Here is a 26,191-nt window from a genome sequence, read left to right as displayed (position 1 = left end):
CCCGTTTAACGGGCCTGCTCTGCCGTTGAGTTAACGACCCTGGTAGAGCCGCCCGTACGGTGGCACGTCCCGGACGGGCGCCGCGGTCTGGGTCACTGCGTCAGGAGCAGCAGCTTGCGGTGGGCCTTGGACTTCAGGTCGTCGTTCGTCCCCTCCAGCGACCGCTGTGCACGCGCCAGGTCCTCGGAGAGGTTGCGTGGCACGACCCCCATCCGGTGGTCCAGGAAGTCGGTGATAGTCCGCTCGGCCGCGTACGCGGTGCGTCCCAGCTTCCGGGCCTCGTCGTGGAACATGCCCTCAATCTCGTCGTGCCGTTGCTGTGCGAAGGCCTTGGCCCGGTCTTTGGCATCCTCATCGACCTTCCACAGGCCGTCGATCAGGTTGTGGAAGTCGTCGATCAGCAGGTCGGTGCGGACGAGTTGGTTCTCCTCTGCCTCGAATGCCTTCGCGTAGTCGAGCGTCAGGCCCAGCGTGCGGCGGGCCTCTTCCAGGGCCGACAGGCCACCCTTGGTGTGCCGGATGCCCCAGCGGTGCACGGCGTCCCGGGTCGCGAAGCGCTCGGTGTTGCCGCACTCGATGCGCCAGGGCGTGACGACGGACTCGGCCGAGGAGGTCCCGTCGTGCGAGTTGATCGCGGCGAGGTAGAGGGTGATCTCGTCGTCCAGGCCGCCGCGGTCGATGACGATCGAGTGGGGGATCCGCATGGTCACGAAGACCTTCCGGCCCCCGCGCAGTGCGCCGGCCGACTCCCAGACCGCGTCGTAGCGCTGTACCAGGTCCTGAAGGAACTCGAAGACACACCGATTCTGGAAGACCTCGTACCGCTCGCCCACGGTGCCGAGGGCGTCGGCTGTGTCTTTGCGGAGGGTGACGTAGTGGTCGGCGGCGTCGCGGATGCCGTCGTCCCACTCGTACAGAACGGGCCTCTTGCTGACCTCCCAGTCGATCCGGGCCAGCTTCAATACCTCGTCGATGTCCGTGGTCCCGCCGGGGATTACGGCGCCCAGGCCGTGCCAGGCCGGGGTGGTGGTGTAGAGGGCTGCCCCGCCGGTGGTGGTGTCCAGCCCGTGTCGGGCGAGGATCTGCTCGATCCGTCCCTCGGTGTTGCGTCGCACGGTGAAGGTCTCGTCCTCGTCCCAGCCGGTGAGGACGCGGTAGCGGTCACCGCCGATCGGTGTGATCTCGCCCCGGTCGATGCGCTCCTGGAACGTGCGCGCCTCCTCGTGTACGGCCTCCATCTGGGCTGCCTTCTCCTGCGTGAAGCGGGCGTTGAGATCAGTCGTCATGGTTCGGCTCCTTCATGATGTGCTTGAGGATGTGGTTGACGAGGGCCACATGCGCGGCCCTCGTCAGGCGGATGTGGACAGGGCGCCAAAAAAGGGTCCCGATCTCGTCGATCAGTGCCGTGAGCACGCATCGCCCGTCTCGTCGGCACCCTTTGGCTGAGCAGCCACGCGGTTGAGTGCCGATTGCGCAGCTCACGAGCGCGCTTCCTTGCCCATCTCGCGCAGCAGCTCGATGGCACGGTTCTTGCCGTACTCCTCGCTGCGGGTCTGGACGGTGATCTCGTCCTGGATGCGGTCGGCCGCCTCGTCGAGCAACTCGGCCTTGATCGCGGGTACGGCCTCGCTGGCCTCCCGCATAAAAGCGATCTTCGAGATGACGAACGGCTCGACCTTCCGGCCGTGCATCTCCATGAAGAACTTGATCGCCCACATGACGTGAACGCCGCACACCTCGAAGGTGGTCGACAGTCGGTCCGTCCGCAGGGCGTAGGTGGGGATCCTCTTGCAATCCCGCTTGTCGCACTCCAACGCCCGGTCACTGTTGGCCACAGCCTGACTCCTTGGTGATGTCCTCGATGCTGATGCAGCAGCGCTGCATGCGACCGGGCCCGGCTTCGATGCCTACCTCGATCACAGCGGCTTGCGGGGACCGGGCTAGCCAGCGCTGCCCACTTGTCGGCCTTCCGGATCTTCACCGCGATCACCGGTCGCTCCAGGTCCAGAGGGCGCAATGCCCTCATCCAGCCGGATCGCGTCCCGTCAGCCGGACGACGGTGTGACGGTCATCCGGTGGACCGGCAGCTACGCCGCGATCTGCTGCGCCAACGTCATGTCCCACCGGTAGGCCAGCAGTTGAGGTATTCGCGGTCACCGTCAACGCCTCCCGAGGGCCGGGCCGTTGCGCTGCTGGAAGGATTGGCTGCTTGGCCGCGGCCGGTGGCAGATCGGTGGGCACCGTGCGGGCCTGGTCGGGGAAGGTGGCGGTGCACTCCCGGCCGGTCAGCCGGAAGTCCTGGTCAAGGTTGGGTTCGTGGACCACCCAGGGGCGGGGATCGTGGGCGCTCCGGGGCGCATAGCGCACCGGAGCGTTCGACAAGGTCTCTCGGATCATCGCGCCAAGCTGTTGTGCCTCCAGGAGCAGCACGGTCGCGCTTTTGGCCATGCCTGGTGGCCTCCTCTCCACAGACTCGAAAGGGCCAGGGCGGGCCCCGTAGGGCCGCAGACCCGCACGCGCGGCCCCGTCGGTGTGGGGAGGGCACGGGGCAGGCGTGCGGGCGTGGGGCGCTACGGGACATGCGGCCGCCCCCTCCCGGAGCGCACGTAGCGCCCGTGGAGGGGAGCGGGGATTTCGGTCAACGCGGCTGAGCGCTGTATCGGTGGTCGGGTGGTGGTTGCGGCGGGACTCGAACCCGCGACCTCAACGGCTTATAAGACCGGTGCTCTACCAACTGAGCTACGCAACCGGGCAGGCAGCCGCGCCGGAAAAGGGCCGGAACGCAGCTGCGGAACTGGGATTATCGGCGCTCGTTTTACTGAGCCGAGCAGTAAGCACTGCGTGCCATTGAGCACCGAAGTGTCACCTAGATACGGCAGAGAAAAGCCTCCGATTACCGATCTTCAGTGAGATACGGCCGGCCACCGGTTTTCGAGCACCATGAGCCCCGCTCAGAGCGTTGGCGCGCCACCTGGGACACAACCGGTCATGCCGGGCTCGGCGTGCCGCGTGCGGAGCGGCGGGTGGTGGGGCCAGTCACGTTGCCCGGCGGGGGCCGCGAGTGCTGGTGCCCGCGATGCGTTCGGTGTGGGCGACCCAGGTGACAGCCTGCACCGTGCTGGGCAGTTCGCCCAGCCGCAGGGCGGCCTCGCGGAAGCAGTGGGCCAGCAGGGCGTAGCGTCCGGCGCTGGACAGGCCGCGGTCGCGCTGCCCGTACGTCTCGCCCACGGCGATGTCGTGCGCGTGGCGGTCGATCACGACTGCGTCCGGGTCGTCCGGATTGGCGATGAGACGGAAGAACTGCCCGGTCTTGCGCTCCATGGGGAGTACGTCAGCCGGGTCCGCTCCGGCCACGATCTGGGCCGCCTTGTGCAGGGCGTCAGTGAAGTGCCCGGAGGTGAGACCGGTTTCACAGGCCTGTCGGGCTAAGCGGAGGTTCTCCGGCCAGGACTTGTTCGCCGACAGGGCGGCGATGACGCCGGCACCCACTCGCGGGTTGCCGTCGGTCATCATCGCGGCGAGTTCGTGGGCGGTGCGGTACCAGGTGCGGCCGCACTGCTGCTGCTCCGAAGTGGCGGAGTGCCACGCGGCGATGATGTTTTGGACGAACTGTTCACGTGTCTGGGCAGACACGTTGATCGGGATCATGGCTTCCTCCCCCCGGAGGTTGATTGGGCATTCCTCGGCCGACCCCGGTGCGCCCGCTGATCGCCGGGCGCCGGGGACGAGTCCTCGGTCCGTGACGCGGGCGCGCCGTGGCACGGCCTTGGCACTCAGCGGGATCCGCGGCGGCAGCGGTACCCCCGCGCGGCGGCTGGCGTGGGCTCAGCAGTCGCCCTCGCGGTAGGGGCACTTCGAGGTGTGCGCCGGGTACCGGTCGAATTCGTCCGGATAGCTGTTGGGCAGGACGTTGTTCTCCGGCAGGGGTTCTGGACCACTCGCCAGAAAGGCCCCAAAATCGGCCAGCGTGCGGATCTCGGCGAGCGGGACGTCGGCGCCGCACACCGGGCAAGGGCCCATGAGGAAGAACGGCTCGTCGTCGAAGAGCGGATCTCGGCAGGAGAACGTGTACTGCGTGCCGGGATCGTCCCGGTCGCTCACGAACAGGGTGAGCGGCACCAAGGGATAGGTGATGTGGTTCCAGCTGGTCTTCGGCCGCACCTGTGCCGGGTCGATGCCCAGCAGTGCAGCCAGCCGCCCCGCTGCCCGGGCGATATTGGCAGCGGTGAAGTGAGAAATCGGCAGGGTCGTGGTGCGCTGCTCCAGCAGCCGACATGCGGCTGCCGCGCGCTCGGCGATGCTCATCGTGGCACCTTCCAGAAAGGAGAAGCGGACAGGAATCAACGAGGTCACACAGGCCCTCAGCGGCCCGCAGGCGAGGCTCGTTGCCGCGTTTGGTCGCACGCGTGGCGCTCGGCACGACCCGGTGCGGCGGCGTATCGCCGGACTGGAACGGCAGTCAAACGAGCTGTCCGATGGCGTCCGAGACGGCGGCACCAAGCGTGATGAGTTCCGCCGTCCGCCTCAGGGCGAGGTGCACGCGGTTGCCCTGAGCGCTCGTTGCGGACGTAGAGCTCTCCGGCCTCACAGACAGTCACTGACCGTGAATGGGTCTGCTCTGCGTCGTGCAGATGCTTGGTCACGCCCCAGGAACCGGGTAGGACGCGCCACTGGTCACCCACCCTCCCGGGAACTGATCGATGCCGACTCGTCAATTCACGGACGCCGTTGGTGCCGTGGAATGCGCTGGGGGCGCCGCCCGGCTTGGCAGCGCCCCCAGCCTGGCCCCGTACCCCCTCCGGGGTGGGGGGAGTTGAGGGGGTACGGGAGTCTCGGTGGGAGTACGGGATGACTCGACTGCGGCGGCGGAGCCTGGGGCGAGCGGGCTCAGCGGACGCCGAAGAAACCCGGGAACACGTTCAGCAAGGCGACGCAGCTGAGGGCGAGCCAGCCGATCACCTGCCACACGCGATCAGAGATACCACTCATGACCGGAACCCCTCGACGACCGGGGCGCCCGTCATTTCGTCCCACGCCCTCTGTCCGTCTCGGCGGTGAGGATGGAACGGGGCGTCCTTGTCCGGCCCGACCCGGAAGAATTCGCGGCACTCGTGGATCTCCAAATCGATGATCCACTGCATCATGGCCGCATACAGGTCGTCCGGAATCATGTAATCCCCGGCATCGATGATCACCGAAGGGGCAAGCAGAATCTCCTCCGGGTAGCCCAAGAGCGCCTGGTCGCGGTCGGAATTGACGGTCTCGACGAGCACCTGAACGATCACATACGGCACCCCCTCCGCCATCACATCCGCCCGAAACTCCCATCCCGGGCGGAAACTCACTTGGTTGATCAAGTCGGCAACTTGCTGAGCCTCCATGTCCTCTCTCCTCAATCCCTCGCCCATGCATCCGGACCGGCAGCCGACCGGCACGGACGTGCTCTCGTCTGTAAGAGCAGCAGGGCGCACGCCAGCAGCGCGCGCCCGATGCTCCGGCAGATCAGTGACCGCCGAACCCCAGGGACGACGTGATCGTTTCGGCCCAGTCGTAGTGCTCGAAGAAGGCGAGCGGGACCAAAGCGAATGCCCCTGCCATCAGGTAGTCGTCGACCTTGGTCCACGCGTGATGCGCCGCATTGCGGACGCTCTGCCGCCAAGTGATGTCGATCGTGATCTGGCACCCGAATACATCCGGGTGGTACTGCCGGGGGGTGCGCCCCAACTTCCCGCTTAAGCGGGTGACGTGCACGTGATGATTGCCGTCCGGCCGCTCGACGATGTGCTCAAAGCGCCATGCCCGTCCGGCAGTTGGGCCGGATTGCACGTGCAGTGTCGAGCCTGGAGTGATCTCCTGACCGGTAACGCGTGAGACTAGTTTCATGATCCCCTCCCCGGATCAGTTCTGGCCTTCCCCGCGAGCAACGGCCCCTCTGGGGACCATTGATCACGGGCAGGATCAGAGAGTGATCTCCTCGGAGGCGGACAGGTCGTAGATCGCGATCTGCTTCCGCAGACGACCAAGGAACTCTGCTTTGACGCGGTCGTCGATGATCTCGACCGGGTCCAAGTACAACTGCTGGCCGTTCACCCATCCCCCAACGGCATTGGCGGTGGGGTACAGGGTGTGCAGCCGCTCAACGGCCGACGCGAAGTCCGCAAACGCCACGGCGGCTGGGATGGACCACTGTTCGTCAGTCGCGGACACGGCAAACCCCGATGCTGCCGGGGCCAGGGTTCCGGCCGCGTTGAACCGGACTGTGAAGCCACCGTGCGTGAACACAACGTCATACAGGTCGATTAAGTCGCTGGTGACCAGCGTGGTGTCGCTCATGATCAGCTCTCCCCGTCTGACCAGGAATGGATGAACTCCCCGAACGGGCAGAGAGCAGCGCGCTACCAAATTCCCGGACCGGCACGCCACTCCCACAGAAATACGCCATCCAAAACGCCCGATCGTCGATCAAGCGTGATTTTTGGCGAGACATACGCGCCGAGAGCGGACGGTACGGAATCTTGACCATTCACCGTGCGCCGTATTGCGCTCTCACCTAAATACGGGTCCCGAAAGCCCCCGATTACCGATCACAAGGGGGATTGCCGAAGATCCCTTTCAGGCATGACGCAGTGCGGCCTACTGTGTCCGGACACACAATTGGCTGCCCGGTCTGGCGAGAGCCATTGCGTCTGCCCGTTTCCCGTCCAGAAACGGGCGGGAAACGGCAGACTGGCATTCACGCGTTTGGCCGCTGCCGTAACGCGCTCTCACCTATATACGGGGCGCCGGACCGTCCGAATACCGATCACGGGAAAGTATTTCAAGTTTCTTCCGGGGGCAAGGATACGGCCGGACGGCACAGCCTGCCGCGCGTCCGGTATTCAAGGAGTAACGCAAGTGTTGCGGCGATCGGTTGCTCTCGCAGCACGTTGCCACCCATTTACGGGATGCCACACCACCCCAATCCCACCCACGGTGCAGCCGCTCACATTGCCGTTTGGGGCAACGCGAAGGGTCCCTGAGCTGAAAGCCCAGGGACCCGTACGGTTGCCCGCTATCAGGCAGTGCGCGGCGGCTCAGTGCTGCGGTAGATCAGTTCGTCGCGCACGGCGTCAAGGGACGCCGTCAAGTCTCGCCATTCCTTGACCGCAGCGTCACGCGTGCGCTGCACCTTGGACGACGAGTGACGCGGTCCGCCGTACAGATCTTGCGCGGTCCGTCCGAGCACGCTGGTGCGGCCGAGATCATCCGCTTGCTTCGCGATGTCCAGGATCGTGCTCAAAACCGGGAATTCGCGTCCGTCACCCCACGCAGACCGGAAGATCGTTTCGCTCTGTCCCGACAGATACGGCGTTACTGCCAGGGTCGACAGCTTGTCGGCGTGCGGGATTCCGCGCGTGGTCTGTGCGCCCGGAGTAGCGTCTACCGGCTCCGGCTTGACGTCCAGCCGATATCCGTTCCGCGCGGCAGCATCCCGGACCGCCCAGTAGCGGAGCTTTTCACGAGACACGATGATCGTTTCCCCGTCCCTGCGAACGTACTGCCATGCGCACGCTTCGCGGGTTTCCACCCAGAAAGCCGAAACCTCGCAGGTTGCGATGATTTCGCGCAGCCGCTTCGTGAAGATCAAAACGGCATCCTGCGTGACGTCGTCGCTCACGTCATCCGTTCCGTACAGTGCGGACCCGCTACGCGCCACGGTCGCACTTCCGTCCATCCGCTTACGGGACCGCGTGGAATCGACCGTGCGGCAGTAGCCGCGCGCGATCCTCTGCAGTTCCGTAAAGTCCTCCGTCGTCACCCGCTTCATATCCTCTGCCGTGACATCTCCCACAGGCTTATTCGCCTGCATTCCCTTGGCGGGAAGATCGCTCACGATCCTCTCCGATCACTCGTGACGCGCACCCTCTGTATCGCGTCGTTACCCTTCCATTCTCGCGCATTTCCGCTTCAATTCAAGGGTCACCACTCACCTTTCCCTATTCTTTACGGAAATTCGAGACCGGCGAATAAAACAACATCACCAAGAAATGGGAGACCATCAAAGGCGGATGAAGCAATTACCAGGAACTCAATTTGGAGCAAACGGAAGAGGGAAGCCGGGATCGAGCGTAACAAATAGAGATAGCGAATATAAAACCAATCAAGAACATCAATTAAAACAACGCCATGTCATACATATCCCCTACCCTCGGCCGCCATCCCGTCTGTTGATGTGCCTACCAGCCCCTCAGTTGCGCACAGCCCAGGAAGGGGCCGAGGGGGCGGCCACCTGCACCAAGGCGGGGCGCGGGGGCTACCGACCTAGTGGGCAGATGTATTAGGAGATGTATCGGCACTGAAATTGGAACCCCCATTGGCGAACGCGTTCCGTAGTCACAATCTTACTCACGGCGACAAGAGCATGACACTGGCCTATGCGCTGGTCCTTTGCGAAATACGCTTTACCTTCGTGGCAGGGTTGTCGTAGCGTGACGAGACCGACGCGTCCAGACCCAAGGGGAAGACGGTCATGGCCGATCGTGCACGCAGAAGATCCACACGGGTCAGCGCCGCTGCGCAGCAAGGGCTTTTTAACGGTAACCGGTGGCGACGCGGGCGGAACACGCCCCCCACTGTTCTGCCCAGCGACGAGAGATATTTACAGAGCGTCCTCGACCTACGTCACCTACTGAGCGGCGAATGGGTGTGGGATGTATTCGCCTCTCTTTATCAGGAATCGGCTCAGTATTCGAATTTGCTTACCGCTATTCAGGACAGGCATGTCGACGATGGCTGGCCCGGGCGGACGCACCATCGCCTGCGGGACAGCACATTGAACCGGACGCTGCGGCGGCTGGAGCAGGGGGAGCTTGTCGAGCGAATCCGCGAGGCGGAGTTCCCCTATCACACGACGTATCAGCTGACGCCTGCCGCGAGGGAGTTACTGGACCTGGTGGTGCCGGCAGTCGAGTGGGTGGAGAGCCACGCGGACCTGGTGGACCGAGCCCGGCAGCGTCGGCACGAGGAGATCTCCGGAGACGACTGAGCATCGCATCGCAGACAAACTGGCCCAGGCCCGCATCGCCCCCCGGCCGTGCGGGGCCGTTAGCTGGCCTGCCTGCTGCGGCGCGGTCCGCGTTGGAGGAAGTCGCAGAGGGCTACGGTTTCGGGACTTGGCTCATCGTCGACTTCGGCGAGTGTGGTCGTCAGCAGCGCGAGCGTACGAGGAATCGCGTCGTGCTGGCCGAGTTCGGCCTGGAGCCGGGCGATGTCGCAGTACAGCGTTTCGTTGTAGCGGTCGAGGACGCGGGCACGTTCGAGCAGGGCGAGCGCCCCTGCCGGGTGGCCATCGCGCACGGTGCGCACCAGTGCGCTGACGGCGTCGAGGACGTCCCGGCGGAGGGCTTCGCGGGTGCCTTCGATCCATTCGGTGGTGAGGTCGTCGCCGAGGTCACCGGTGTACAGATCGACGACGCGTTCCAGGGCCGCGCGGCGGCTGTGTTTGTCGCTGTTGCGGCGGCCTTCCTCGAGCGCGTCCTGTAGTTCCCATAGGTCGACGGTGACTTGGCGGCGGTCCAGGGCGTAGTGGCCGTCGTGGTGAACGGTGATGTCATGGACGGCGTCGTGGGTGGCGATGCGCAGCGCCCGGCGCAGCTGGCTGACGGTGGCATGGAAGGCGTTGGAGGGGCGGTCTCGCGGGGCGTCGGGCCACAGGGCTGCGGTCAGAGTTTCGCGGCGGGCGCCGTCCCGGTGGAGCGCAAGGTAGGTCAGGACTTCGCGCTGCCTGGGGGCTAAGGCATCGGTGAGATTGGCGTGTTCGCCGCCGTCGCCTTGGTGGTGAGTCAGGCGCATGTGTCCCAGAACGGCGAGCTTCAACGGCTGTTGGGGCCCGAGGTCCCGGCGGGAAGCGTCGTCTTGGTCGGTAGATGAGGGTGAGGTGTCTGCTGGTGCTGGCCGGCTGGTGGTGGCGCGGCGTGGGTCGCCTGGATGGCCGGTGGTCGGCGGCGTGCCGGGAACGGATGCGGGGGCGGGGCTGGGCGGCGTGGGCGCTGTATCCGGTGTGGGGGTGGGCCGGGAGGTCGTCGTTGCGGGGTGGGGTTCATCTGAATGGGGCGTGGTGGGGGATGGTTCAGGGCGTTTGACGTTGTCCGGGGCCGTGCGATGTTGGTTGCTGTCGGCCGTCGGCGGCTGCCGGGTGTCGGGAGGTGTGGTGGCAGGTCCATGGGCTAGACGCCGGCGGGGCCGCGGGGGTGTTGGGCGGGAAGTGGTTGGTTCGGTGCCGGGACCGAGGCTGCCGGGCTCAGGGTGCCGGAGGGCCGTGATGGCTGGGGACCGGGAGTCCGGAGGCGGCGTCACAGGCTGGGCTTCGTGGAGAAGGTCGAGCAGTGCCTGTGCGTCATCGGTGGGCAGGGTGAACAGGCGGGCGCCGGTGAGTGTGTCCGCGGCGGAGGGGCTGATGGCCGTCACGGTACCGTCCGGGCGAATGCGGGCGGTGGCGCCGGGCCGCCACTGGCCGACGAGGATGCCCGCCAGGCCTAGGGTGGAACCGTTGTCGAGGAGCGCTTGAAGGCGGCGGTCGGCGTGCGGGGCGGGAGTGGCGACGAGCACCAGGTCGCCGTGGGGCGGATCGCCCGCGTCCGGTGCCGTGTCGGGGTCGGTGTGGGTCCGGCTGCGGGTGAGGAGTTCGGCTTCCATGGCCTCTAGCGCTGCGTCGAGGTCGTCGACGATGCGCAGCCCAGCCGGCTGGCCGGTGGTATCGCCGATCAGCGTGCGGGCGTCGGAAGCTGGGATGAGGATCTCGACGGGGCCGGTGGTGGGCTGGCGGGTTTTTTCGGCGAGCAGGGCGACCAGCAAGGCGCGGATGGCGTCGAGGGCTCCTGGGCCGATGAGGCCGAGTCCGCGGGCGTGTGCCAGGTTCCAGGCGAGCGCTTGGCCGTCCTTGACACCGATGACCCGCCCGTCAACCGGTGGGGGCGCGGGAGCGTCCGGGTCTTCGCCGGTCGGTCGGATGGCTTCGGGAAGGGCTGGGCGGGACTCTGCCGGCGGGTCAGCGCTTTCGGGGGCGTTGGGCTCGTCGGTGTGGGTTGCGTCGTCGTGGGCGATGCGTAGGGCGCGTACGACGGGGGCGATGGTCAGGTCGTCGCGTTCGCCGCTTCCGGGGCGGTAGCGAACCCGGCGGCGCCGCCGGACCGTGAGCAGGGCGGCGGTGATCAGCGCGGCGAGGCCGAGGCCGACGAATGCTCCCGTGGGCAGACTGACACCGGGCTGACGGTGGGGATCGTGGGTGGGAAGGGGCAGCGACGGTGCGGCCGGGGTGGAAGGCGTCGTCGGGGTGCTGCTGGGGGGCGGTGTGCTGGTGGGCGGCGAGGTGTCGGGTGAAGGTGAGGGGGTCGGTGTGGTGGGGATGCTGGTCTGCGGGGGACGCGGGGATTTTGGCGCCGGGCTGGCGGGCTTGCGGTGTCCAGGGTCGTAAGTGCCGGAGTTGGATGGGTCGTTGGGCAGGCGGAGGATCCAGCCGGGACGGATCAGGTTGGGTGTGGTCAGGCTGTGTCCGTCGGGCTGGGGGCGGCCGTGGTTGAGGGCGTAGATCTCGGGCCAGCGGTTCCCGTCGCCGAGGGTGCGGTCGGCGATGCGCCACAGGCTGTCGTAGATGCCGTCGTGGGGCGGCTCGACTTCGACGGTCCCGGGTGTGCGGCTGTGGCCTTGCGTCTGCACGGTGGCGTGCCGGGCGAAGGCAACCAGCCTGGCTGGCGCAGGCGTTGGGGTGTTCACCGTGGTGGCGGTGCTCGTCGCGGCGGGGGCTGGCGCAGCTGCTGCGGGGGCGGTGGGCCGTTGGGCCAGCAGGGCCATGATGATCGTTCCGACGAGCACAGTGGCCAGGGCGTTGAGCGGGCCGGCGTGGGGCATGGCTGGCCGGGGGAAGGTGCGGGCCTCGTCCACGGTGGCGCGGGCGACGTCGAGGACGAAGGCGCCCCAGACCGGCCAGAGGATGCATGCCAGTGTGTGGAGCAGGAAGCTGGTGCTCATCGGGGCGAGCAGGGCAGCTTCGATCTCGGGCCAGGTGGGTAGGTGGCGCGGAAGCGGCCAGCCGATGTACCGGGCCAGCCCCCAGGGGATCGCGGCGACCAGGGCGGTCAGCGCCGCGGTGGCGAGCAGGCCGCGCAGCAGGTGGGCGCCACGCCGCAGCAGGCCAGTGGCGCGCCGGGCCGGCCGGGGGCGGGGAGGGTGTTTGCGTGCGGGCATGGCCGGGCCTTGTCAGGGTTCAGGGGCGGTGATGCCCCGGGCGGGGTGGGCGGAGCCGGTGCCGGTCACGGTCAGGGAGTCAAGGCCGAGCAGGCCGAGGAGTTGGGTGTGCTGGTGGGCGGTGACGGTCACGGTGACCGTGTCGCCGGTGACGGTGACGGTGCCCGTGTCACTGGTGGAGGCAAGGTAGGTCTGGGCCAGTGTGCGGGCGTGGCCGGGGACGAGGCGCACGGTGCCAGAGTTGCGGTACGCCGCGAGGTCCAGGGCCTGGGCGCCGGCGCGGGCGGCTTCCTGGGCTTCGCCGATGGCTCGGACCTTGGCGGCCAGAGCGAGGCCGCCGTCTGTGACGAGGCCGGCGAACATCACGATCGCCACCGCGAGGATGACGACGAACGGGGTGACCTGGCCCTTGTCGTCACCGGCGAGGCCACGCAAGCGGGCGGGGCGACCGTGCCGTGTTCTCACGGTGTGTCACCTCCTGCAGTGGTCGTCGTTGAGCGGTAGACGTCGACCGGTGAGGCGAACTCGGCGGTGAGCGTGGTGGTGCCCGGCACCTGGAGAAGAGCCAGGTCGTGCAGGCCGACGGTGCAGGAGACTGCGACTGTGACGGTGGATCCGGCTTGAAGGGTGCCGCGGGTGATGACGGACATGCTCTGGCAGGTGACGCCGGCGTCGCTGAGGGCGGTGGCGGCGGTGGCGCGGGCGTCGGCCGCGGCGGCTGACGGGCTGCGGTCCAGCGTGGCGGCGCGGGCGGCCTGGTGGGCGGCGTCCTCGATCTGCAGCCGGGTGTCGGACAGCCGTCCGCAGTAGACCAGGAACCACAGCATCAGGATCAGGATGGGGATGGTCAGCACCAGTTCGACCGTCACCGATCCGCGCGCATCGTGCCGCAGCCCAGCTAGCTGGCGGACAGCGTGCTGCCAACGGCCCCAGCGCGGGCACGGATCGGCGGCGCGCGGGAGCTGCCTCATGGCGCCGCCTGGGCCGCTGGGCGGAACTGTTCGACGGGGCCGGATGCGTGGGTGCGGACCGGCAGGTGCAGGAACGGAACAACGCTGCTGGCGGTGCCGGTGACCTGGACCTCGGCGCCGTCGGCGGTGCGGGTGACGGTGACGTGCGCGCCGCGCAGCGGTCCGCGGCCGAGTTGGTCGAGAACGCGCTGGGCCTCGTCCCGGCCGTCTGCGGCGGTGCCGTCCTGGACGCGGGTGACGGCCAGGGCGTGGGCGGAGGTGGCCTGGGCTATGTGGACGGCGTGCCACCAGACGGTGGCCTGCGCGAGCAGCAGCACCATGGTGAGCAGCACCGGCATGATGATCACCATCTCGGTGGTGACCGCTCCCCGCTCGTCTCGCAGCAGGTCGGTGCGGGGGCGGGTTTCGGTGCGGGCCGCGCGAGATGCGCACGGTTGCTGTCTGGCTGCGGTAGGTGTCATGTCAGCACGGCCTACCTGTTGATGTCGAACACCACGTTCTTCGCCGCAGCGATGATCTCCGGGCTGAACATGGTGACGATGGTGATGGCGAGAGTGGAAAGGCCCGCGATCCAGATGACATGTTCCGTGGTGACCCCGCGATCGTCGTCGGCGAGGCTGCGGATCAAGGACCGGGCACGGGTCATAAGCGAGTTCAGCAGGGACATCAGGGCTTCCTTCTGGCGTCGAGGCCTCGTCACAGCGAGTTCGTGATCTGCGTCAGGGCGGGATAGAAGATGAAGATGATGAAGCCGAAGGCCATGAGGATGCCGGGCAGGGCCATCCGTTCCGTTGCGGCGTTGGCTTTGCCTTCGGCCTCGGCGCCGCTGCGTTGTCGCATGGCGGCAGCCTTGGCAGCCAGCGAGGCGCGTACCTTCGCGCCCTCGGTCCCCGCCAGGGACAGCGCAGCGGCGAGTTCGCTCAGTTCGCTGATCTGGAGTTCCTCGCCGAGCTGACCGAGTGTCGCCCAGGGGGACGTGCGGGTGAGGCGGGCGGTGTTCAGCGCGCGGCGCAGCTGCCTAAAGGACCAGCCCTGCCCGATACCGGCCGCGTCGGTGAGGGCACCGTCGACGCCGGATCCTCCGGCGAGCAGGACGTGGATCAGGTTCAGGTAGGCGCCCAGCGCGTGGCGGAAGGCTTCCCGGCGACGTTCGGCCTCGGCCCGCACCGTCGCATCGGGCAGGAGGAAGCCGACGACCGCCAAGGCCAGAGAGCCGCCCAGCGGCACAACCCAGGGCAGCGGGCGGCCGCCCAGGGTCAACAGCACGCCGACAGCGGCGGGCAGCAGCAGTCCGGTCAGCGCGAGCGCGGCCTTCTCCGCCAGGTGAGTTTCGGGCGACCGTTCGGCGATGGCGAGGTCCTGGCCGACTGTGCGGCCGGGCAGGCCGGCGGCGCGCAACAGGCCGGTGAACGGGCTGCCGAGTCGTACGGCCCAGCCGCCCGTGTTGGCGGTGAGGATCGGCGGTGGCGCAGGAGCGGTGTTCAGCCGGGAGATCAGGGCGGCCAGGGGCGGGCGGGGCGGGATCAGCCACACCACCAGCGCCCACAGGCCCAGTCCGGCTCCGACGCCCAGCAGCATCAGGGCGATCATTCAGGTCACCTCCTGATGCACGGGCGCAGCGGCCTCGGGTGCCTCGCCGATGGTTTCGAGCCCGGTGAAGAAGCGGTCCGGTGCCTCAATGCGGGCCATGCGGCGCAGCCACATGAAGGCGATCGTGAACAGTGACCCGATCAGGAGCAGGATCAGTTGCCCGGCCACGGAGTCGTATGGGGTGAGGAATTGGGGGTTGAACAGGATCAGGGCGCCCGCGAAGGTCAGGGTGGTGATAACTACCACGCGCATGGTGGTGCGGGTGCGGGCGCGGCTGGCCTCGACCCGGTGGCGCATCTCTACTTGCGCGCGGGCGGTAGCGGCGAGTTCGCCCAGCAGCGAGGCGAGTTGCCGGGCCTGGTGCTCGGAGGCCAGTGTCAGGGCGGCGATCACTAGGTCGGCGGTCGGGTCGGCCAGGTCGTCCGCAAGGTGCCGCAAGGCGGTGTTCAGGCGCTCGCCGCGCTCCAACCGGGCGGCTAGCTCCGCTACTTGGGGGCGGATGGCCTTCGGCGCGGTAGGGGCGGTGGCCAGGATCGTCTGTTCCAGGCCAGCTGCGGCGGCGAGGGTGTCGCGCAGCATCTCTGTCCATCCGGCGATGCCTTCGATCCGGGCGGTCTGGTCTCCTTCGGCCGTGCCGGAGCCGAGGATCCGCGGCAGGCTCCATGCGCCCATGGCCGCCAGCAGTCCGCCGACCACCCACCCGGTGATGGCCCCGACCAGCAGCCCCGTCCCGGCCGCGACCGCCAGCCAGCGCCCGGCATGGCTGCGCGGCTCGCGCCGCCGCAGGCGGCGAGTCGGACCAGCAGCGGAGGCGGGGAGCCGCCACGCACGGATGAGGAGCACCAGCCCGCACCCGACGCCGAGGCCCAGGAGTCCCATCAAGGGCACGTATCTAGTCATGGCTGGCGCCACATCCACTCGGGGCGTTCGTTCGCCTCGGGTTTGAAGCCGGCCGCGACCAGGTCGTCCATGGTTTCGGTGCGCAGCGGCACACCGGGTACCGCGCGCAGGTCCGGGCCGGGCCGGAAGACTTCGTTGGAGACGATCTGCTTGTCGTCGGCATCGACGATCTCCCGGATGGAAGAGACCACGCGCTTGTCGTCGTGTCCGCGAGGTTTGTCCAGGTGGACGACGAAGTCGAGCGCGTTGGCGACCAGCAGGTTGGTGGCCTCCAGCGGCAGCCGCTCGGGGCCCTGGACTGCGTAGGCGGCCAGCTTGGTGAACGCTCCCCGGCTCGTGCTGGAGTGCAGGGTCCCCATGCTGCCGTCGTTGCCCTGGCTCATGGCATTGCACATTGGAATGACCTCAGGTCCGCGGACCTCGCCGACGATCACCCGGTCCGGGGACATCCGCAGCGCCCACCGCACCAACTCGGCTTGGCCCACCTCGCCCTGGCCCTCGATGTTCGCCTCGCGTGCCTGCATCGCCACAACGTCCGGGTGGGCCGGTTCATCGACGTCCAGGCCTAGCTCGAAGACGTCCTCAACGGTGACCAGCCGCTCCCACGGCGGGATCTCGGAGGCCAGGGCGCGCAGCATCGTGGTCTTGCCGATCGCGGTCCCGCCGGTGACCAGGATGTTCTTCCGCGCGCGGACCATCGCTCCCAGCAATGACTCCAGGCCCGGGTCGAGGGTGCCGTTGTCACGCAGTTGAGCCAGGGTGGCGCGTTGGAAGCGGTGGCGTCTGATGGACAGTGACGGGCGGGCGGTGACCGCCATCACGGCGAACGCCCGCTCCCCGCCGGGAAGTTGGAAGCTCACCCCGGGACTGCCACGGTCGAAGCGGCGTTCCTCCAGCCCGCTGCGGGCTGCCAGGTCGCGGATGAGCTGCACCAGCTCCGCGTCGGAGCCGACAACCGGTGGCAGGCGTTCGCGGCGGCCGTCGGCATAGCGAACGAAGACGCGGTCGCCAGTGACGTTGATGTTCTCGATCTGCGGATCTTTCAGCAGCGGCTCCAGACCGGCCAGCCCGAACACCTCATTCAGGACGGCGGTGATGACCATCTGCTCGACGCCCGGCGCCACCACCTGCTGTCCGCCACTAAGCAGCTTCTGGGTGTACGCCTCGGCGGCGTCCGTGAGGATCTTCCCCGCCAGGGCTAAGCGGGCAGCATCGGTCATAGAGGGGCGACCGGCGGCCTCGTCGTCGCGGATCTGCTGCGCCATCCGCTCCGAGAGCTGCTGGCGCAGGTGGAGTCGCAACCGCTCGGCCGGCGGCCCGATCTGCATCCGCCGGGCGCCCAGGCCGTTCAGCATGGCCGGACGGGCAGGTGGCTGTCCGTGTCCGTCCGGTGGTGGGAAAACTCCCCCGTACGGCAGGGCTGTGTGCTTCTTCTCCGGTTCGGTCATCGCCGCACCTCACTCCATGACGTCCTCGGATCGCTTGCCGGGCCGGCTGGCAGGTCGACGAAACCCGCCCCCGGGTTGAAGCCGGTAGCTTGCTCCTGCTGCACTGCTCCGGGTGGATCGAAGGCGCGGGAAGCGGCCAACCCGGCGATGCGGACCATGGCCCGGCCCAGCGGCGAACGGCCCGGTGCCGAGCGCCGCCCAGGATGTCCGCCGAGTGCGGCCGCGCCCTTGGGGTCCTCCGGGATGCGGGCCATCACCTCGACCTCCAGCTCCCGCGCGACCTCGTCGGTCGGATAGCCGTCGCCGACAAGTACGAAATGGGGGTGCCGCGACCAGCGCGCTGCGGCGTGCCACTGCGTGGCCACATGGGCCAGGGCGTCGTCGCGGGCGCGGGCCAGCAGCAGCATGACGTCGGCCTCGTGCATCACCTCCAGCGCCGGAGAGTCCGGGTCGATGCGCCCGCAGTCGGCGATTACCACCGTGCCGGCGCGGTTTGCGGCCCGCCGCAGCGCCCCGGTTCCGCTCTGGGTGAGCTGGGCAAGCGACGCACGGGCCTGATCCGCACCAGCCGGACCGACGATCACCGGCAGTCCGCCGGGCAGCCGCTGCGTGTGCCGCCAGACCAGCCCCGGCTCTCCGCTGTGCCGGGCGGCCGCCGCCAGGCTCATCAGCCCCGGAGCCGTCTCCAGCCGGTAACGGCCCAGCAGGTCGCCGCCGGCCGGATCGCACTCGACGACCACCGGCTGCTCCGCGGACGGCCACCCAGCCGCCAGGCCCAAGGCGGTTGTGGTCACGCCCGGAGAGCCTTTCAGACTGCACAGCGCCACCAGCGTCACTGCCTGCCTCCATGCACCATCACCACACTGATCTGGCCCGTCGGTGCCGCGGCCAGCTGGCGGGCATCCTCCTGCGCCATCTGCAGCGAGATCACCGTGGTCTGATCGGTGCTGTTGCTCCGCACTTCGGTCACCGAGGCGTTCCACACCTGTGACGACGAGGACGTCGAACTGGCGGCGTTCGTGCTGGTGGGCGCCACCACCACGGTCACGCGGTTGCCGGGCTGCACACCGGGCGGGAACTGGCCCGCCTTCAGCCCCACCGCGGCCACCGCCTGCCCGGCCGGCGGGATGCGAGCCTCGCCCACAACGTTCTTGGTCAGCGGGGTCCCAGCCGGCAGGCTGTAGGCGACGGGCTGTCCCTCCACCTTGGCCCGCGAGCGCACCGGGATGAACGCCAGCCCGCTGTCGGCCGAGAGGCTCTCCTCCCGCAGGTCCTGATCGGACAGCACCTGCCCGACCGTGACCGAACGGGCCAGCACCAGCACCGGCTCCTGATGGCCGACCTTTGTCGCCACTACGACGCCGCCTGCGGTGCAGCCCAGGACCAGCAGCAAGCCCACCAGCAGGTAGGGAAGTCGACGTGGTCTCGGTGCACTGGTCATCCGTGCCGGGGGTTTCCCGTTACGGCGGCCTGTCCAGCCCGCAGGAGGCGTGCTCCCCGGGCTTGCCGGATCCGAGTGCGTGGGCACACGGGTATTCACCAACTGCCACCTCCCGGCGCAGGACTTCTCTCCACCGCGCCGTCGACGCGGTAGACAAGATCACGTGTGGGGTTGTTGCTCCCGCGCCACCTGGTGACGACGGCGAGCTTCGGCGTCAGCCGCCGTTGTTCAGGGCCTGGCTCTCCGCGACGCGGAAGTCGGCATTCGATGTAGTCGTCATGTCGGGGAAAACGCCGGTCTGGCCGGCACCGGCCCAGGTCACTGTCCAGTGCACCTTCGCTGAGACCGCGTAGGCGCTGTCCGGCTGGCCCGCGGAAGAGGTGCGGTAGGTGTAACCGCAGTCCGGGGACGCACTCTTCGGGCTCGTGCGCGCTCCGTACGGTGTCCCAGCTCCGGTGCACGTCACCGAATTGCCGTCGCCCATCGTCCACACCACGGACGTCGGCCGCGCCACAGCCGTCACCGATACCCCGGGCACCGACGCCGTCGCCGACACCGCTCCCCAGTCGCCGCGGTCCAGCCACAACCAGGTCGGCAGGTTCACCAACTGCTCATCCGCCGGATTCGCCTGGATCTGCGGAGACGGCAACCGCAACTGGTCGCGCGCCACCTGCGCCAGCTGCGCCGGCGTCGGCTGTGGAGCCCCACCGCCCTGCTGCGGCGCGTCCGGAATCCAGATCGGCGGCCGGTACACCGCATCCCGCACTCCACCCGCCGCGCACTTGTACACGTACCACGCTCCCGACTCACCCGGCTTCGGGTCAGCCGCCGGCACGACCTCGGACGGTGTGGTCGGGGAGTACACCGCGGACACCGCCACGACCGCCCCGCCACCGTCCTGCCCGCCCTCGTAAGCCGTCTGCGCCACCCCGGGTGGGGGCTCGTAGTCGCTGCGCTGGTACGAACAATCAGCCAAGTTCAAATCCTGGTTCGAGAACTCCGGCTCCTCCCGGGCACCACCTCCGCTGTTCCCACCACCGCTGGACGTACCGCCCGAGCCGGACGAACCTCCGCCGCCCTGCGGAGGCGCGCCGTACCGGCCTCCCGAGCCCGCACCCAGGTCACAGCCAGGGATGGGATTTTGCGTGCAGTCGACGTTCCCCCACCCGTCGGCCATCGCCGGGAGGGCGCTCACGATCACGGCCGCTGCGGCCACGCCGACCGCGACGATCGCACGTCTCAGCATGAGCCCAGCCCCTCTACTGCGAACCGTGTGACCTTCCAGGAGCCGGAAGCCTGCTTCTTCACCTCGGCGGTGATTGCGCGCCGCCCCCCGCCCTCGTCCGCGAGCTTGCCGTTGTCCTTCCGGTACTTCAGCCAATGCGTCGAATCACCGCAGTCAGAGATCATGACCGTAGTCGGATTCACCGCGGGCTCCGCGGAGGTCACGTTCGGGTAGTTCTTCGGTTCGCCCTTCGTCACCAGGCCATTGAAATGATCGGCGTACATACTGCGCGAGATCGCCGACAGGGCGTCGCCGGTCGCATACTGCGCCAGCTTCGGCGAGTTCCAGTCCGACGTCGTCCCGGCCTGCGCCATGTCCTGCCACATCCCTACGTACGCCGCCGTCGCCTGCTTACGCGCGACCAATGCGGGGGAGGCAGAAGGCGAGGACCCAGACGCCGATCCGCTCGCTGGGCCAGCGGGCGTTCTGCCCCCTCCCTGCGAGGTAGAACCGGTCGACTCGGCCGCACTACAGCCTGCGATCAGCAGCGTCAGGACAACCGTGCCCGCCCTCCAGGCGGCCCGCCCGGCAGGCGTACGTACCCCTAAGACCACCACAGTCACATCACCCCGCGAACGATGCAGATCCCGTCATCCAGCACATGAACGTGTTCCACGTCTATCGCTTCGCCCCGTTCCCGCTGCAAGGTGCGAACGCCGCCCGACACGCTCCAACTTCAAAGCGGGAACGGCTACTTGGCGGATCCTTTGCCTAACCGGGAAGTTTGCATTGCAATTTGACCGGCAGGCGGACGGGTAACTTCAGCCTCCCCGGCACACAGCGCCACATTGCAGCCGGGAGCTTCGGGTGACCGCTCGCCACCCTCCCCTCGCACCGTTTTTGCCAGGTTCACTAGATATTTCCAGTTCAGGGTCGGCATGCAGCTTCAGGAGATCTACCCATGGGCCGTTGCGGGCGGGGCCATCGGCAGCCTTGTCTATGCCATGACCCGCCGTCTCGTCCCATCGCCCGGGGCCGGCCAGCGCCTGGCACCACACCCCATCCCCGAAGTCATCACAGCCGCAATCTTCGCAGCGCTCGCCTCCCGGATCGACGGCTGGACGCAGCTCCTCCCCTACAGTTGGTTCACCGCTGTCGGGGTCTCACTAGCCATCACCGACCTGACCGCACGACGCCTACCGAACACCCTGATCATCCCCACCTACCCCGCGCTCCTCGCCCTCTTCTGCGTTGACGCGGCCACCTCGCACAGCACCACGCCACTCCTGCGAAGCGCGGCCTCGATGATGGTCACCTTGGCAGCCTTCACCGCCCTATACGCCCTCGCACCTGGGCAGCTCGGCGGTGGCGACACGAAGCTCTCCGGCCTCATCGGCCTGGTCCTGGGCCAGTTCAGCTGGACCACCGCCTTCACCGGCATCCTGTTGGCCTGGCTGCTCGCCACGTTCGCCGGAATCATGCTCCGTCTATCGCGCAAGTCCCAGCGCGATGGGTTGCCACTCGGAACCTGCCTCATCGTCGCATCGATCACAGAAGTCCTGGCGAACAGCTAAGCGTCCGACGGCAGTTACAGGCCACGGCGACCACGCCCCCTCACGTTGTGACATCGGCGCTTTCCGCTGAGGACCGGGATAGAGACACTTGCGCCCAAAGTTATGGCTTCTGGCCCACACCCACGTAAAGCGGGAATTCTTCGTTGGCCTTCGCCTGGTCGGGATCGGGTCGCCACTGGGTGGAAACCTGCACACCCGGCTCAACAAGCTCCAAGCCTTCAAAGAAGCGACCAAACTCCTCCTGAGACCGCACCTGAGCCGGGACACCGCTCTGCCGATAGATTTCGACGACCTTATTCCAACCCTCGGGGTCGAAGTCACCGGTGGCGTGCGTGAGGATGACAAAGCTGCCAGCAGGTAGTGGCGCCAGCAGCGTGTTGACCAAGCCGTAGGGGTCATGCTCGTCGGAAACGAAGTGCAGCAGCGCCACCATGGACAGAGCAATGGGTTGATCGAAGTCGAGGATCTCCCGGGCGGCCGTGATGATCTTGTCAGGTTCCCGAACGTCTGCCTGTGCGTACTTGGTTACGCCCTCAGGCGTACTCCGGAGAAGAGCTTCTGCATGACGCAATACGATCGGGTCGTTGTCGACGTACATAATGCGAGCGCTGGGTTCTACTTGCTGAACGACCTGATGGAGGTTGGGTTCTGTCGGAATGCCCGTTCCGATGTCGAGGAACTGGCGAATCCCCTGCTCGGCCAGCAGTCGTACGGCTTGATGCATGAACCGCCTGTTGGCCCGGGCAGCGACTTTGATGCCGGGCACCAGGGATATCACCCGTTCGGCCGCCTCCTCGTCGACGGGGTAGTAGTCCTTCCCGCCGAGGTAGTAGTCGTACATGCGGGCGGGGTGCGGACGGCTCGTGTCAATCGGGGCTAAGGTCATTCTTGGTCCTTCGTGGCTCTGGAGAACAGCTGTGTTCAGGCGTGGCTGGGTGAAGGTTCAGGCGAGGAGGAAGTCGGCCGTGCCGTTCTTGACTGCGGCGATGAGGCCTTGGAACTCCTGAGCTGAACAGATCAGTGCGGGGCCGTCTGGGTCTGTCGACTGGCGCAGGGCCACTTGACCGTCGCTGAGCTTCTTGGCCTCAACGCAGTTTCCGCCGTTGCTGCCGCTCCAGGGACAGTGCCACTGCTCGGTTCCCAACTCGTTGTTGGCGTTCTTGACATGACTCATGCGTAAAGCTCCTTGCGGATGTCACCAATGAATTCCTTAGTGGCATCCCGTGACAGTGCGTACACACTCATCTGATCGAGTGCCTCCCGAAAGAGGGCGACTTCGTCTTTCTCTTCGCTGTAGGTGGCGCGGCTCAAAGTGTCGATGCAGACGATGTCCGGGAGTTCCGGAATTTCGAACCGGAAGATACTGAACGGGCCGAAACCGCCTGGATGAAGACCTTTGTCGGATGGGCAGATTTGGATCGACACGTTCGGGAGATCGGCCATCGCGAGGAGGTGGTCGATCTGAGCGGCCATCACGTTCGGACCGCCGGCGGGTCTCCGAAGGGTCGTCTCGTCCATGATGACCCAGAGCTGAGGGGCCGTCGGGTTCGTGCGCGTGAGGAGTTCCTGACGCTTGGTACGCAAGTGCACTCTTCGCTCAAGGACATCGGAGCCTATGCGTGGCAGGCCGCGTTCCAGCACGGCGCGCGCGTAGTCCGCCGTCTGCAAGAGGCCGGGAACGACGGCAGGTTCGTAGTTGCGAATGTGCGTTGCGGCGGTCTCCAACGAGACGTGCACTCCGAACCAGGTCGGGAGTGCGTCCCGGAAGCTCTGCCACCAGCCAGGGTCAGTCGCCTTGTCAAGCAGGTCCAGGAATTCGGCCTTCTCGCCCTGGCTGACTCCATAAGCTTCAAGGAGCAGGCTGACCTTGGCGTAGTTCAGCCCTGTCTCGGCCTTCTCCATCCGAGTGACGGTTGAAGTGGCAACACGGATGACCTCACCGGCTTGCACCGCAGACATGCCCGCGGCTTCACGCAGGGCCGCGAGCCGTCGGCCCAGGACGATCTGGAGGACGGTCGGGGCGGAGCGCGCTTCGGTCACTTCGAGTCCTTCTCCCCCGGGTGGTGAGCGTCTCGGGCAGTGTGCCACGGCCGTCGGCGCGGCAACAGATTGCAAGTCTAACTACGCAATTTGCATAGTGCTGCTTGCCAACTGCTTGTTGCGCGAGGATAGTTGTGTGGTGACCCAGCTCACGTAGTTGGAAGCGCGCTCCCCTGCCTTCACCCCCCAGGAAGGTCCGAGATGCCTGCCCCCTCCTTGTTCCGCGTCCTCGTCGAGGAACGCCGTTGGAACAGCTGGGGCGTGTTCTCCGACCACTTTGAGCGAACGGCCCGAGGGTTGGCCACGGAACGCAGTGAGCCCGCTCTTGCCGCGCTGACCGTGCCGCGCAAGACGTTCGAGCGGTGGGCCTCCGGCACCTGGTACGGGCGCCCTCAGAGGGTGGCCGCCCTGGTACTGGAACGGCTCCTCGGATTCCCGTGCGGCGACCTGTTCGAACCTGCTCCGAACGTGCTGAACGCCAAGGCGGGTGTTCACGATCGAGGCGGTCTGCGTGCAGCCGTCCACATCGGGGAGCAGTGGGCTACATCGCGCCTCTTCATGTCCGCCACCGACGACCTGGCGGACTCATGGGAGCTGACGGGCCGACAGGAATTAGACGGCACCACCATGGCCGTCCAGTTCCATCCGGCGTCGGTGGACGCCGACGGAGTGCACGTCCAGCCCGCCGATACACAGGTCCTCGACCGCTTCCTCCGCCCCGCGAGACGGGGCGTCCTCGTCGGAGTGCATGAAGCGGATGACGGTCTCAGCCTCTACATAGTCGACTCGTCGCACGTCCGCCGGGTCCGACTTCCCTTCATCCCGGGCGGGGCGCTCCGCCTCTCTCACGCTCAACTCCTCGACGACATCACCTACTCCTTCGTGTGGGCGCTGGCACAGTTCGACGAAGGCCTCCTCTCTGACGACCAGGCGCTAGAGGAGGAGTGGGGAGGCCTCGGCACCTACCTTTCCCTGCCCCGATCCGCGCCCAGCCGGATGGCCCTCCCTGCCCTCACTACGGTGAGTTCCCAGTGGCTGGGGTCCGCATTCTGTGCTCAGCACATCCAGAAGCAGCTGCAGGACGTCTCGGAGCCGCCCGTCTTCTGGACTCGCGAACAGACCGGAGAACAGGCAGCGGCGTGGCTCTTCTTCCGGCACAAGATCGCCTACCTTCAGTCCCTCTCCGCCCAGTACACAGACTCTGGCACCCCCCTCAGCCGGTCCTTCTGCATTCCCGAGGTAGAAGTAGAACGAAGTGCGGCATACGAGCGCATCCTTCTCTTCCTCGCCATCACGTTGATGGAGATGTACGGCATCCACGTCCACGTGACAGCTCACCCGGAATACTCTCAAGTGGACGGCTTCGCCCTGGCTTCAGGACAGCGGGCTGTCGTGGCCAACTGGGTCCGCACCGACTCCGTATGGGCCGCGGACACCGTCACGGATCGACTCACCCTGCGCGGCTATCGTGATGTGTTCGATGACGCGCGGGCCGCCAGCATCATGCAGGGGCCCGATCCTGTTGCCAGGCTGCAGGAACTCGCGGCCTATCTGAACCTCAATTGGGCATGGCTCACCGGAAGATGTCGCGAGCTGGGCGAATGCGGGATCGCCAGTGTCGTGCGGCCACGAAGCCGACACCTGAGTATTGACCCACTCGACAATGTGCTCAGGTACCTCGGGTCCTTCGCACCGAACAGCTGACGGACCGCCGGCCGCCGTGAACGTACAACTTGACCCCGATGAAAGGCCTTCAGTGGACTCGACCGCCCACCCGACCGTCTCACCGGTCACCGTGTTCACTCTCGGTGGCACCGTGTCCATGACGCCGTCGAAGGGCGAGACAGGCGGGGTTTCCCCGAAGCTGACTGCCGCCGACCTGGTGGCCTCCGTTCCCGGACTCGAGAAGGAAGCCGAGCTGGAGCTCCAGGACGTTCTCCGGGTTCCCGGAGCCTGGCTCCAGGTCGAAGAGATCGCCGATCTGGCGCACGCCCTCAACCAGCGGGCAAGCGCGGGGGCGGCCGGCTTCGTTGTCGTCCAGGGCACCGACACCCTTGAGGAGGTCGCCTACCTCCTGGACCTCCTCTATGAGGGGTCCGCGCCGGTCGTAGTCACGGGAGCGATGCGCAATCCGGCGATGGCCGGCGCCGACGGTCCTGCCAACCTGCTGGCGGCCGTACGCACAGCCGCGAGCGCAGAGGCCCGCGATCTCGGTGTGATGGTGGTGTTCTCCGACGAGATCCATGCCGCGCGACATGTCATGAAGATTCACAGCACCAGCACCTCCGCGTTCGCTTCCCCCGGAGCCGGCCCGATCGGGCACGTCGTCGAGGGCCGACCGCGGCTGCACTTCTCTCTGCGTCGCCGCTCCCCCCTACGGTTGCCCTTCATCCGTCCGGCCGCGGTGGAGACGCTCGAAGCAACACTGGGCAGTGACGGCGCGATGTTGTCGACTGTTGGTGGATGTGTGAACGGCCTGGTGATCGCGGCTTTCGGAACCGGGCACGTCCCGAAGACGTGGGTCGACTCGCTGGAGGAGCTCGCTGCGCGTATTCCCGTAGTCCTGAGCTCGCGCACCGGCGCGGGAAGCGTGCTCGCTTCCACGTACGACTTCGTTGGCTCCGAGAGCGACCTGCTCAAGCGCGGCCTCATCAGCGGCGGGGCGCTGGGGCCGCGTAAGGCTCGGCTGCTCCTGTTGGCCCTGCTGCGGGCCGGCGCGAGTGCCGACGAGATCCAGGCCGAGTTCGCGGCCCGGGCCTGACCATCGCCACTACGAGGGA

At 67.3% G+C, this 26,191-nt stretch carries 29 protein-coding genes and 1 tRNA gene; 4 read left to right on the top strand and 26 right to left on the bottom strand.

From position 1 onward, the window contains the following. Positions 1 to 92: 92 nt before the first annotated feature. From ACZ5VQ_RS38925 to ACZ5VQ_RS38875, 11 genes are all read right to left on the bottom strand, one after another. Complete coding sequence (locus ACZ5VQ_RS38925) at positions 93 to 1,286, bottom strand: DUF932 domain-containing protein (RefSeq protein ID WP_469109128.1); 1,194 nt, start codon at positions 1,284 to 1,286, stop codon at positions 93 to 95. Beyond that, positions 1,276 to 1,413 carry a hypothetical protein gene (locus ACZ5VQ_RS38920; protein ID WP_469109127.1) on the bottom strand — a complete coding sequence of 46 codons (138 nt, stop codon included), beginning with the start codon at positions 1,411 to 1,413 and terminating at the stop codon, positions 1,276 to 1,278. The genes ACZ5VQ_RS38925 and ACZ5VQ_RS38920 overlap by 11 nt, the downstream gene beginning before the upstream one ends. Before the next feature lie 65 nt (positions 1,414 to 1,478). After that, on the bottom strand, positions 1,479 to 1,835 hold the full coding sequence (locus ACZ5VQ_RS38915; RefSeq protein ID WP_469109126.1) for a hypothetical protein: 357 nt from the start codon (positions 1,833 to 1,835) through the stop codon (positions 1,479 to 1,481). Positions 1,836 to 2,022: 187 nt separating this feature from the next. After that, positions 2,023 to 2,448, bottom strand: coding sequence for a hypothetical protein (locus ACZ5VQ_RS38910; RefSeq protein ID WP_469109125.1), 426 nt, complete (start codon positions 2,446 to 2,448; stop codon positions 2,023 to 2,025). 223 nt (positions 2,449 to 2,671) lie between these two features. Further along, a tRNA-Ile gene (locus tag ACZ5VQ_RS38905) sits at positions 2,672 to 2,749 on the bottom strand. Between the two features lie 287 nt (positions 2,750 to 3,036). Continuing rightward, complete coding sequence (locus tag ACZ5VQ_RS38900) at positions 3,037 to 3,648, bottom strand: DUF7178 family protein (RefSeq protein ID WP_469109124.1); 612 nt, start codon at positions 3,646 to 3,648, stop codon at positions 3,037 to 3,039. A gap of 177 nt (positions 3,649 to 3,825) precedes the next feature. Then, positions 3,826 to 4,305: a hypothetical protein gene (locus ACZ5VQ_RS38895; protein WP_469109123.1), complete on the bottom strand. Its 480-nt coding sequence runs from the start codon at positions 4,303 to 4,305 to the stop codon at positions 3,826 to 3,828. A 680-nt stretch (positions 4,306 to 4,985) separates the two neighbouring features. Next, complete coding sequence (locus ACZ5VQ_RS38890) at positions 4,986 to 5,381, bottom strand: hypothetical protein (RefSeq protein ID WP_469109122.1); 396 nt, start codon at positions 5,379 to 5,381, stop codon at positions 4,986 to 4,988. A 121-nt stretch (positions 5,382 to 5,502) separates the two neighbouring features. Next, positions 5,503 to 5,883 (bottom strand): hypothetical protein, encoded by a 381-nt coding sequence (locus ACZ5VQ_RS38885; RefSeq protein WP_469109121.1) that lies wholly within the window; start codon positions 5,881 to 5,883, stop codon positions 5,503 to 5,505. A gap of 75 nt (positions 5,884 to 5,958) precedes the next feature. Next, the gene (locus tag ACZ5VQ_RS38880) at positions 5,959 to 6,333 is read right to left on the bottom strand and encodes a hypothetical protein (protein ID WP_469109120.1); all 375 of its coding nucleotides are present in this window, start codon (positions 6,331 to 6,333) and stop codon (positions 5,959 to 5,961) included. A gap of 721 nt (positions 6,334 to 7,054) precedes the next feature. Continuing rightward, positions 7,055 to 7,873: a hypothetical protein gene (locus ACZ5VQ_RS38875; protein WP_469109119.1), complete on the bottom strand. Its 819-nt coding sequence runs from the start codon at positions 7,871 to 7,873 to the stop codon at positions 7,055 to 7,057. 636 nt (positions 7,874 to 8,509) lie between these two features. Here ACZ5VQ_RS38875 and ACZ5VQ_RS38870 point away from each other — a divergent pair. Then, positions 8,510 to 9,025 (top strand): winged helix-turn-helix transcriptional regulator, encoded by a 516-nt coding sequence (locus ACZ5VQ_RS38870; RefSeq protein ID WP_469109118.1) that lies wholly within the window; start codon positions 8,510 to 8,512, stop codon positions 9,023 to 9,025. Positions 9,026 to 9,084: 59 nt separating this feature from the next. Here ACZ5VQ_RS38870 and ACZ5VQ_RS38865 read toward each other — a convergent pair whose 3' ends face one another. The 12 genes from ACZ5VQ_RS38865 to ACZ5VQ_RS38810 all read right to left on the bottom strand — a co-directional run bounded on the left by ACZ5VQ_RS38865 (position 9,085) and on the right by ACZ5VQ_RS38810 (position 20,171). Continuing rightward, a complete protein-coding gene (locus tag ACZ5VQ_RS38865; RefSeq protein WP_469109117.1) occupies positions 9,085 to 12,222 on the bottom strand; it encodes a hypothetical protein in 3,138 nt (1,045 codons plus the stop codon). Positions 12,223 to 12,234: 12 nt separating this feature from the next. After that, positions 12,235 to 12,687, bottom strand: coding sequence for a TadE/TadG family type IV pilus assembly protein (locus tag ACZ5VQ_RS38860; protein WP_469109116.1), 453 nt, complete (start codon positions 12,685 to 12,687; stop codon positions 12,235 to 12,237). Then, positions 12,684 to 13,091 (bottom strand): TadE/TadG family type IV pilus assembly protein, encoded by a 408-nt coding sequence (locus ACZ5VQ_RS38855; RefSeq protein WP_469109115.1) that lies wholly within the window; start codon positions 13,089 to 13,091, stop codon positions 12,684 to 12,686. Before ACZ5VQ_RS38855 ends, ACZ5VQ_RS38860 begins: the two co-directional genes overlap by 4 nt. A 98-nt stretch (positions 13,092 to 13,189) precedes the next feature. Further along, positions 13,190 to 13,654, bottom strand: a complete 465-nt coding sequence (locus tag ACZ5VQ_RS38850) for a TadE/TadG family type IV pilus assembly protein (RefSeq protein WP_469109114.1) — start codon at positions 13,652 to 13,654, stop codon at positions 13,190 to 13,192. A gap of 11 nt (positions 13,655 to 13,665) precedes the next feature. Then, positions 13,666 to 13,860, bottom strand: a complete 195-nt coding sequence (locus ACZ5VQ_RS38845) for a hypothetical protein (protein ID WP_469109113.1) — start codon at positions 13,858 to 13,860, stop codon at positions 13,666 to 13,668. 29 nt (positions 13,861 to 13,889) lie between these two features. Then, positions 13,890 to 14,783 carry a type II secretion system F family protein gene (locus tag ACZ5VQ_RS38840; RefSeq protein WP_469109112.1) on the bottom strand — a complete coding sequence of 298 codons (894 nt, stop codon included), beginning with the start codon at positions 14,781 to 14,783 and terminating at the stop codon, positions 13,890 to 13,892. Next, on the bottom strand, positions 14,784 to 15,662 hold the full coding sequence (locus tag ACZ5VQ_RS38835; RefSeq protein WP_469109111.1) for a type II secretion system F family protein: 879 nt from the start codon (positions 15,660 to 15,662) through the stop codon (positions 14,784 to 14,786). A 17-nt stretch (positions 15,663 to 15,679) separates the two neighbouring features. Continuing rightward, positions 15,680 to 17,131, bottom strand: coding sequence for a CpaF family protein (locus tag ACZ5VQ_RS38830; protein ID WP_469109110.1), 1,452 nt, complete (start codon positions 17,129 to 17,131; stop codon positions 15,680 to 15,682). Then, positions 17,128 to 17,925: a MinD/ParA family ATP-binding protein gene (locus tag ACZ5VQ_RS38825; RefSeq protein ID WP_469109109.1), complete on the bottom strand. Its 798-nt coding sequence runs from the start codon at positions 17,923 to 17,925 to the stop codon at positions 17,128 to 17,130. The genes ACZ5VQ_RS38830 and ACZ5VQ_RS38825 overlap by 4 nt, the downstream gene beginning before the upstream one ends. Positions 17,926 to 17,963: 38 nt before the next feature. Next, positions 17,964 to 18,572: an SAF domain-containing protein gene (locus ACZ5VQ_RS38820; RefSeq protein WP_469109108.1), complete on the bottom strand. Its 609-nt coding sequence runs from the start codon at positions 18,570 to 18,572 to the stop codon at positions 17,964 to 17,966. Positions 18,573 to 18,786: 214 nt separating this feature from the next. Then, positions 18,787 to 19,818 carry a hypothetical protein gene (locus tag ACZ5VQ_RS38815; RefSeq protein ID WP_469109107.1) on the bottom strand — a complete coding sequence of 344 codons (1,032 nt, stop codon included), beginning with the start codon at positions 19,816 to 19,818 and terminating at the stop codon, positions 18,787 to 18,789. Further along, positions 19,812 to 20,171, bottom strand: a complete 360-nt coding sequence (locus ACZ5VQ_RS38810) for a hypothetical protein (protein ID WP_469109106.1) — start codon at positions 20,169 to 20,171, stop codon at positions 19,812 to 19,814. Before ACZ5VQ_RS38810 ends, ACZ5VQ_RS38815 begins: the two co-directional genes overlap by 7 nt. Before the next feature lie 564 nt (positions 20,172 to 20,735). On the opposite strand from ACZ5VQ_RS38810, the gene ACZ5VQ_RS38805 reads away from it, so the two are divergent. Next, positions 20,736 to 21,371, top strand: coding sequence for an A24 family peptidase (locus ACZ5VQ_RS38805; protein WP_469109105.1), 636 nt, complete (start codon positions 20,736 to 20,738; stop codon positions 21,369 to 21,371). 100 nt (positions 21,372 to 21,471) lie between these two features. Here the strand turns inward: ACZ5VQ_RS38805 and ACZ5VQ_RS38800 are convergent, their stop codons facing one another. From ACZ5VQ_RS38800 to ACZ5VQ_RS38790, 3 genes are read right to left on the bottom strand one after another with little or no spacing between them, the layout of a single operon-like run. After that, complete coding sequence (locus tag ACZ5VQ_RS38800; RefSeq protein WP_469109104.1) at positions 21,472 to 22,257, bottom strand: SAM-dependent methyltransferase; 786 nt, start codon at positions 22,255 to 22,257, stop codon at positions 21,472 to 21,474. 57 nt (positions 22,258 to 22,314) lie between these two features. Continuing rightward, positions 22,315 to 22,545 carry a DUF397 domain-containing protein gene (locus ACZ5VQ_RS38795; RefSeq protein ID WP_469109103.1) on the bottom strand — a complete coding sequence of 77 codons (231 nt, stop codon included), beginning with the start codon at positions 22,543 to 22,545 and terminating at the stop codon, positions 22,315 to 22,317. Beyond that, positions 22,542 to 23,411, bottom strand: coding sequence for a helix-turn-helix domain-containing protein (locus tag ACZ5VQ_RS38790; protein ID WP_469109102.1), 870 nt, complete (start codon positions 23,409 to 23,411; stop codon positions 22,542 to 22,544). The genes ACZ5VQ_RS38795 and ACZ5VQ_RS38790 overlap by 4 nt, the downstream gene beginning before the upstream one ends. Positions 23,412 to 23,810: 399 nt before the next feature. Between ACZ5VQ_RS38790 and ACZ5VQ_RS38785 the strand changes: the two genes are divergently transcribed. Then, entirely contained in the window at positions 23,811 to 25,115 is a 1,305-nt protein-coding gene (locus tag ACZ5VQ_RS38785) for a transcriptional regulator, XRE family protein (RefSeq protein WP_469109101.1), read from the top strand. Positions 25,116 to 25,167: 52 nt separating this feature from the next. Next, entirely contained in the window at positions 25,168 to 26,172 is a 1,005-nt protein-coding gene (locus ACZ5VQ_RS38780; RefSeq protein WP_469109100.1) for an asparaginase, read from the top strand. Positions 26,173 to 26,191: the final 19 nt, after the last annotated feature.

It is taken from the genome of Streptomyces sp. NPDC033178, from assembly GCF_055577685.1.
This window is presented reverse-complemented; position numbering and strand designations above follow the sequence as displayed.

Coding starts and splice junctions, on each gene's coding strand:
- ACZ5VQ_RS38805 (WP_469109105.1), top strand. CDS start 20,736: ATGCAGCTTCAGGAGATCTACCCATGGGCCGTTGCGGGCGGGGCCATC.
- ACZ5VQ_RS38800 (WP_469109104.1), bottom strand. CDS start 22,257: ATGACCTTAGCCCCGATTGACACGAGCCGTCCGCACCCCGCCCGCATG.
- ACZ5VQ_RS38850 (WP_469109114.1), bottom strand. CDS start 13,654: ATGACACCTACCGCAGCCAGACAGCAACCGTGCGCATCTCGCGCGGCC.
- ACZ5VQ_RS38810 (WP_469109106.1), bottom strand. CDS start 20,171: ATGGCGCAGGCCGGGACGACGTCGGACTGGAACTCGCCGAAGCTGGCG.
- ACZ5VQ_RS38830 (WP_469109110.1), bottom strand. CDS start 17,131: ATGACCGAACCGGAGAAGAAGCACACAGCCCTGCCGTACGGGGGAGTT.
- ACZ5VQ_RS38895 (WP_469109123.1), bottom strand. CDS start 4,305: ATGAGCATCGCCGAGCGCGCGGCAGCCGCATGTCGGCTGCTGGAGCAG.
- ACZ5VQ_RS38890 (WP_469109122.1), bottom strand. CDS start 5,381: ATGGAGGCTCAGCAAGTTGCCGACTTGATCAACCAAGTGAGTTTCCGC.
- ACZ5VQ_RS38900 (WP_469109124.1), bottom strand. CDS start 3,648: ATGATCCCGATCAACGTGTCTGCCCAGACACGTGAACAGTTCGTCCAA.
- ACZ5VQ_RS38820 (WP_469109108.1), bottom strand. CDS start 18,572: ATGACCAGTGCACCGAGACCACGTCGACTTCCCTACCTGCTGGTGGGC.
- ACZ5VQ_RS38870 (WP_469109118.1), top strand. CDS start 8,510: ATGGCCGATCGTGCACGCAGAAGATCCACACGGGTCAGCGCCGCTGCG.
- ACZ5VQ_RS38835 (WP_469109111.1), bottom strand. CDS start 15,662: ATGGGACTCCTGGGCCTCGGCGTCGGGTGCGGGCTGGTGCTCCTCATC.
- ACZ5VQ_RS38925 (WP_469109128.1), bottom strand. CDS start 1,286: ATGACGACTGATCTCAACGCCCGCTTCACGCAGGAGAAGGCAGCCCAG.
- ACZ5VQ_RS38845 (WP_469109113.1), bottom strand. CDS start 13,860: ATGTCCCTGCTGAACTCGCTTATGACCCGTGCCCGGTCCTTGATCCGC.
- ACZ5VQ_RS38840 (WP_469109112.1), bottom strand. CDS start 14,783: ATGATCGCCCTGATGCTGCTGGGCGTCGGAGCCGGACTGGGCCTGTGG.
- ACZ5VQ_RS38910 (WP_469109125.1), bottom strand. CDS start 2,448: ATGGCCAAAAGCGCGACCGTGCTGCTCCTGGAGGCACAACAGCTTGGC.
- ACZ5VQ_RS38865 (WP_469109117.1), bottom strand. CDS start 12,222: ATGCCCGCACGCAAACACCCTCCCCGCCCCCGGCCGGCCCGGCGCGCC.
- ACZ5VQ_RS38815 (WP_469109107.1), bottom strand. CDS start 19,818: ATGCTGAGACGTGCGATCGTCGCGGTCGGCGTGGCCGCAGCGGCCGTG.
- ACZ5VQ_RS38885 (WP_469109121.1), bottom strand. CDS start 5,883: ATGAAACTAGTCTCACGCGTTACCGGTCAGGAGATCACTCCAGGCTCG.
- ACZ5VQ_RS38795 (WP_469109103.1), bottom strand. CDS start 22,545: ATGAGTCATGTCAAGAACGCCAACAACGAGTTGGGAACCGAGCAGTGG.
- ACZ5VQ_RS38880 (WP_469109120.1), bottom strand. CDS start 6,333: ATGAGCGACACCACGCTGGTCACCAGCGACTTAATCGACCTGTATGAC.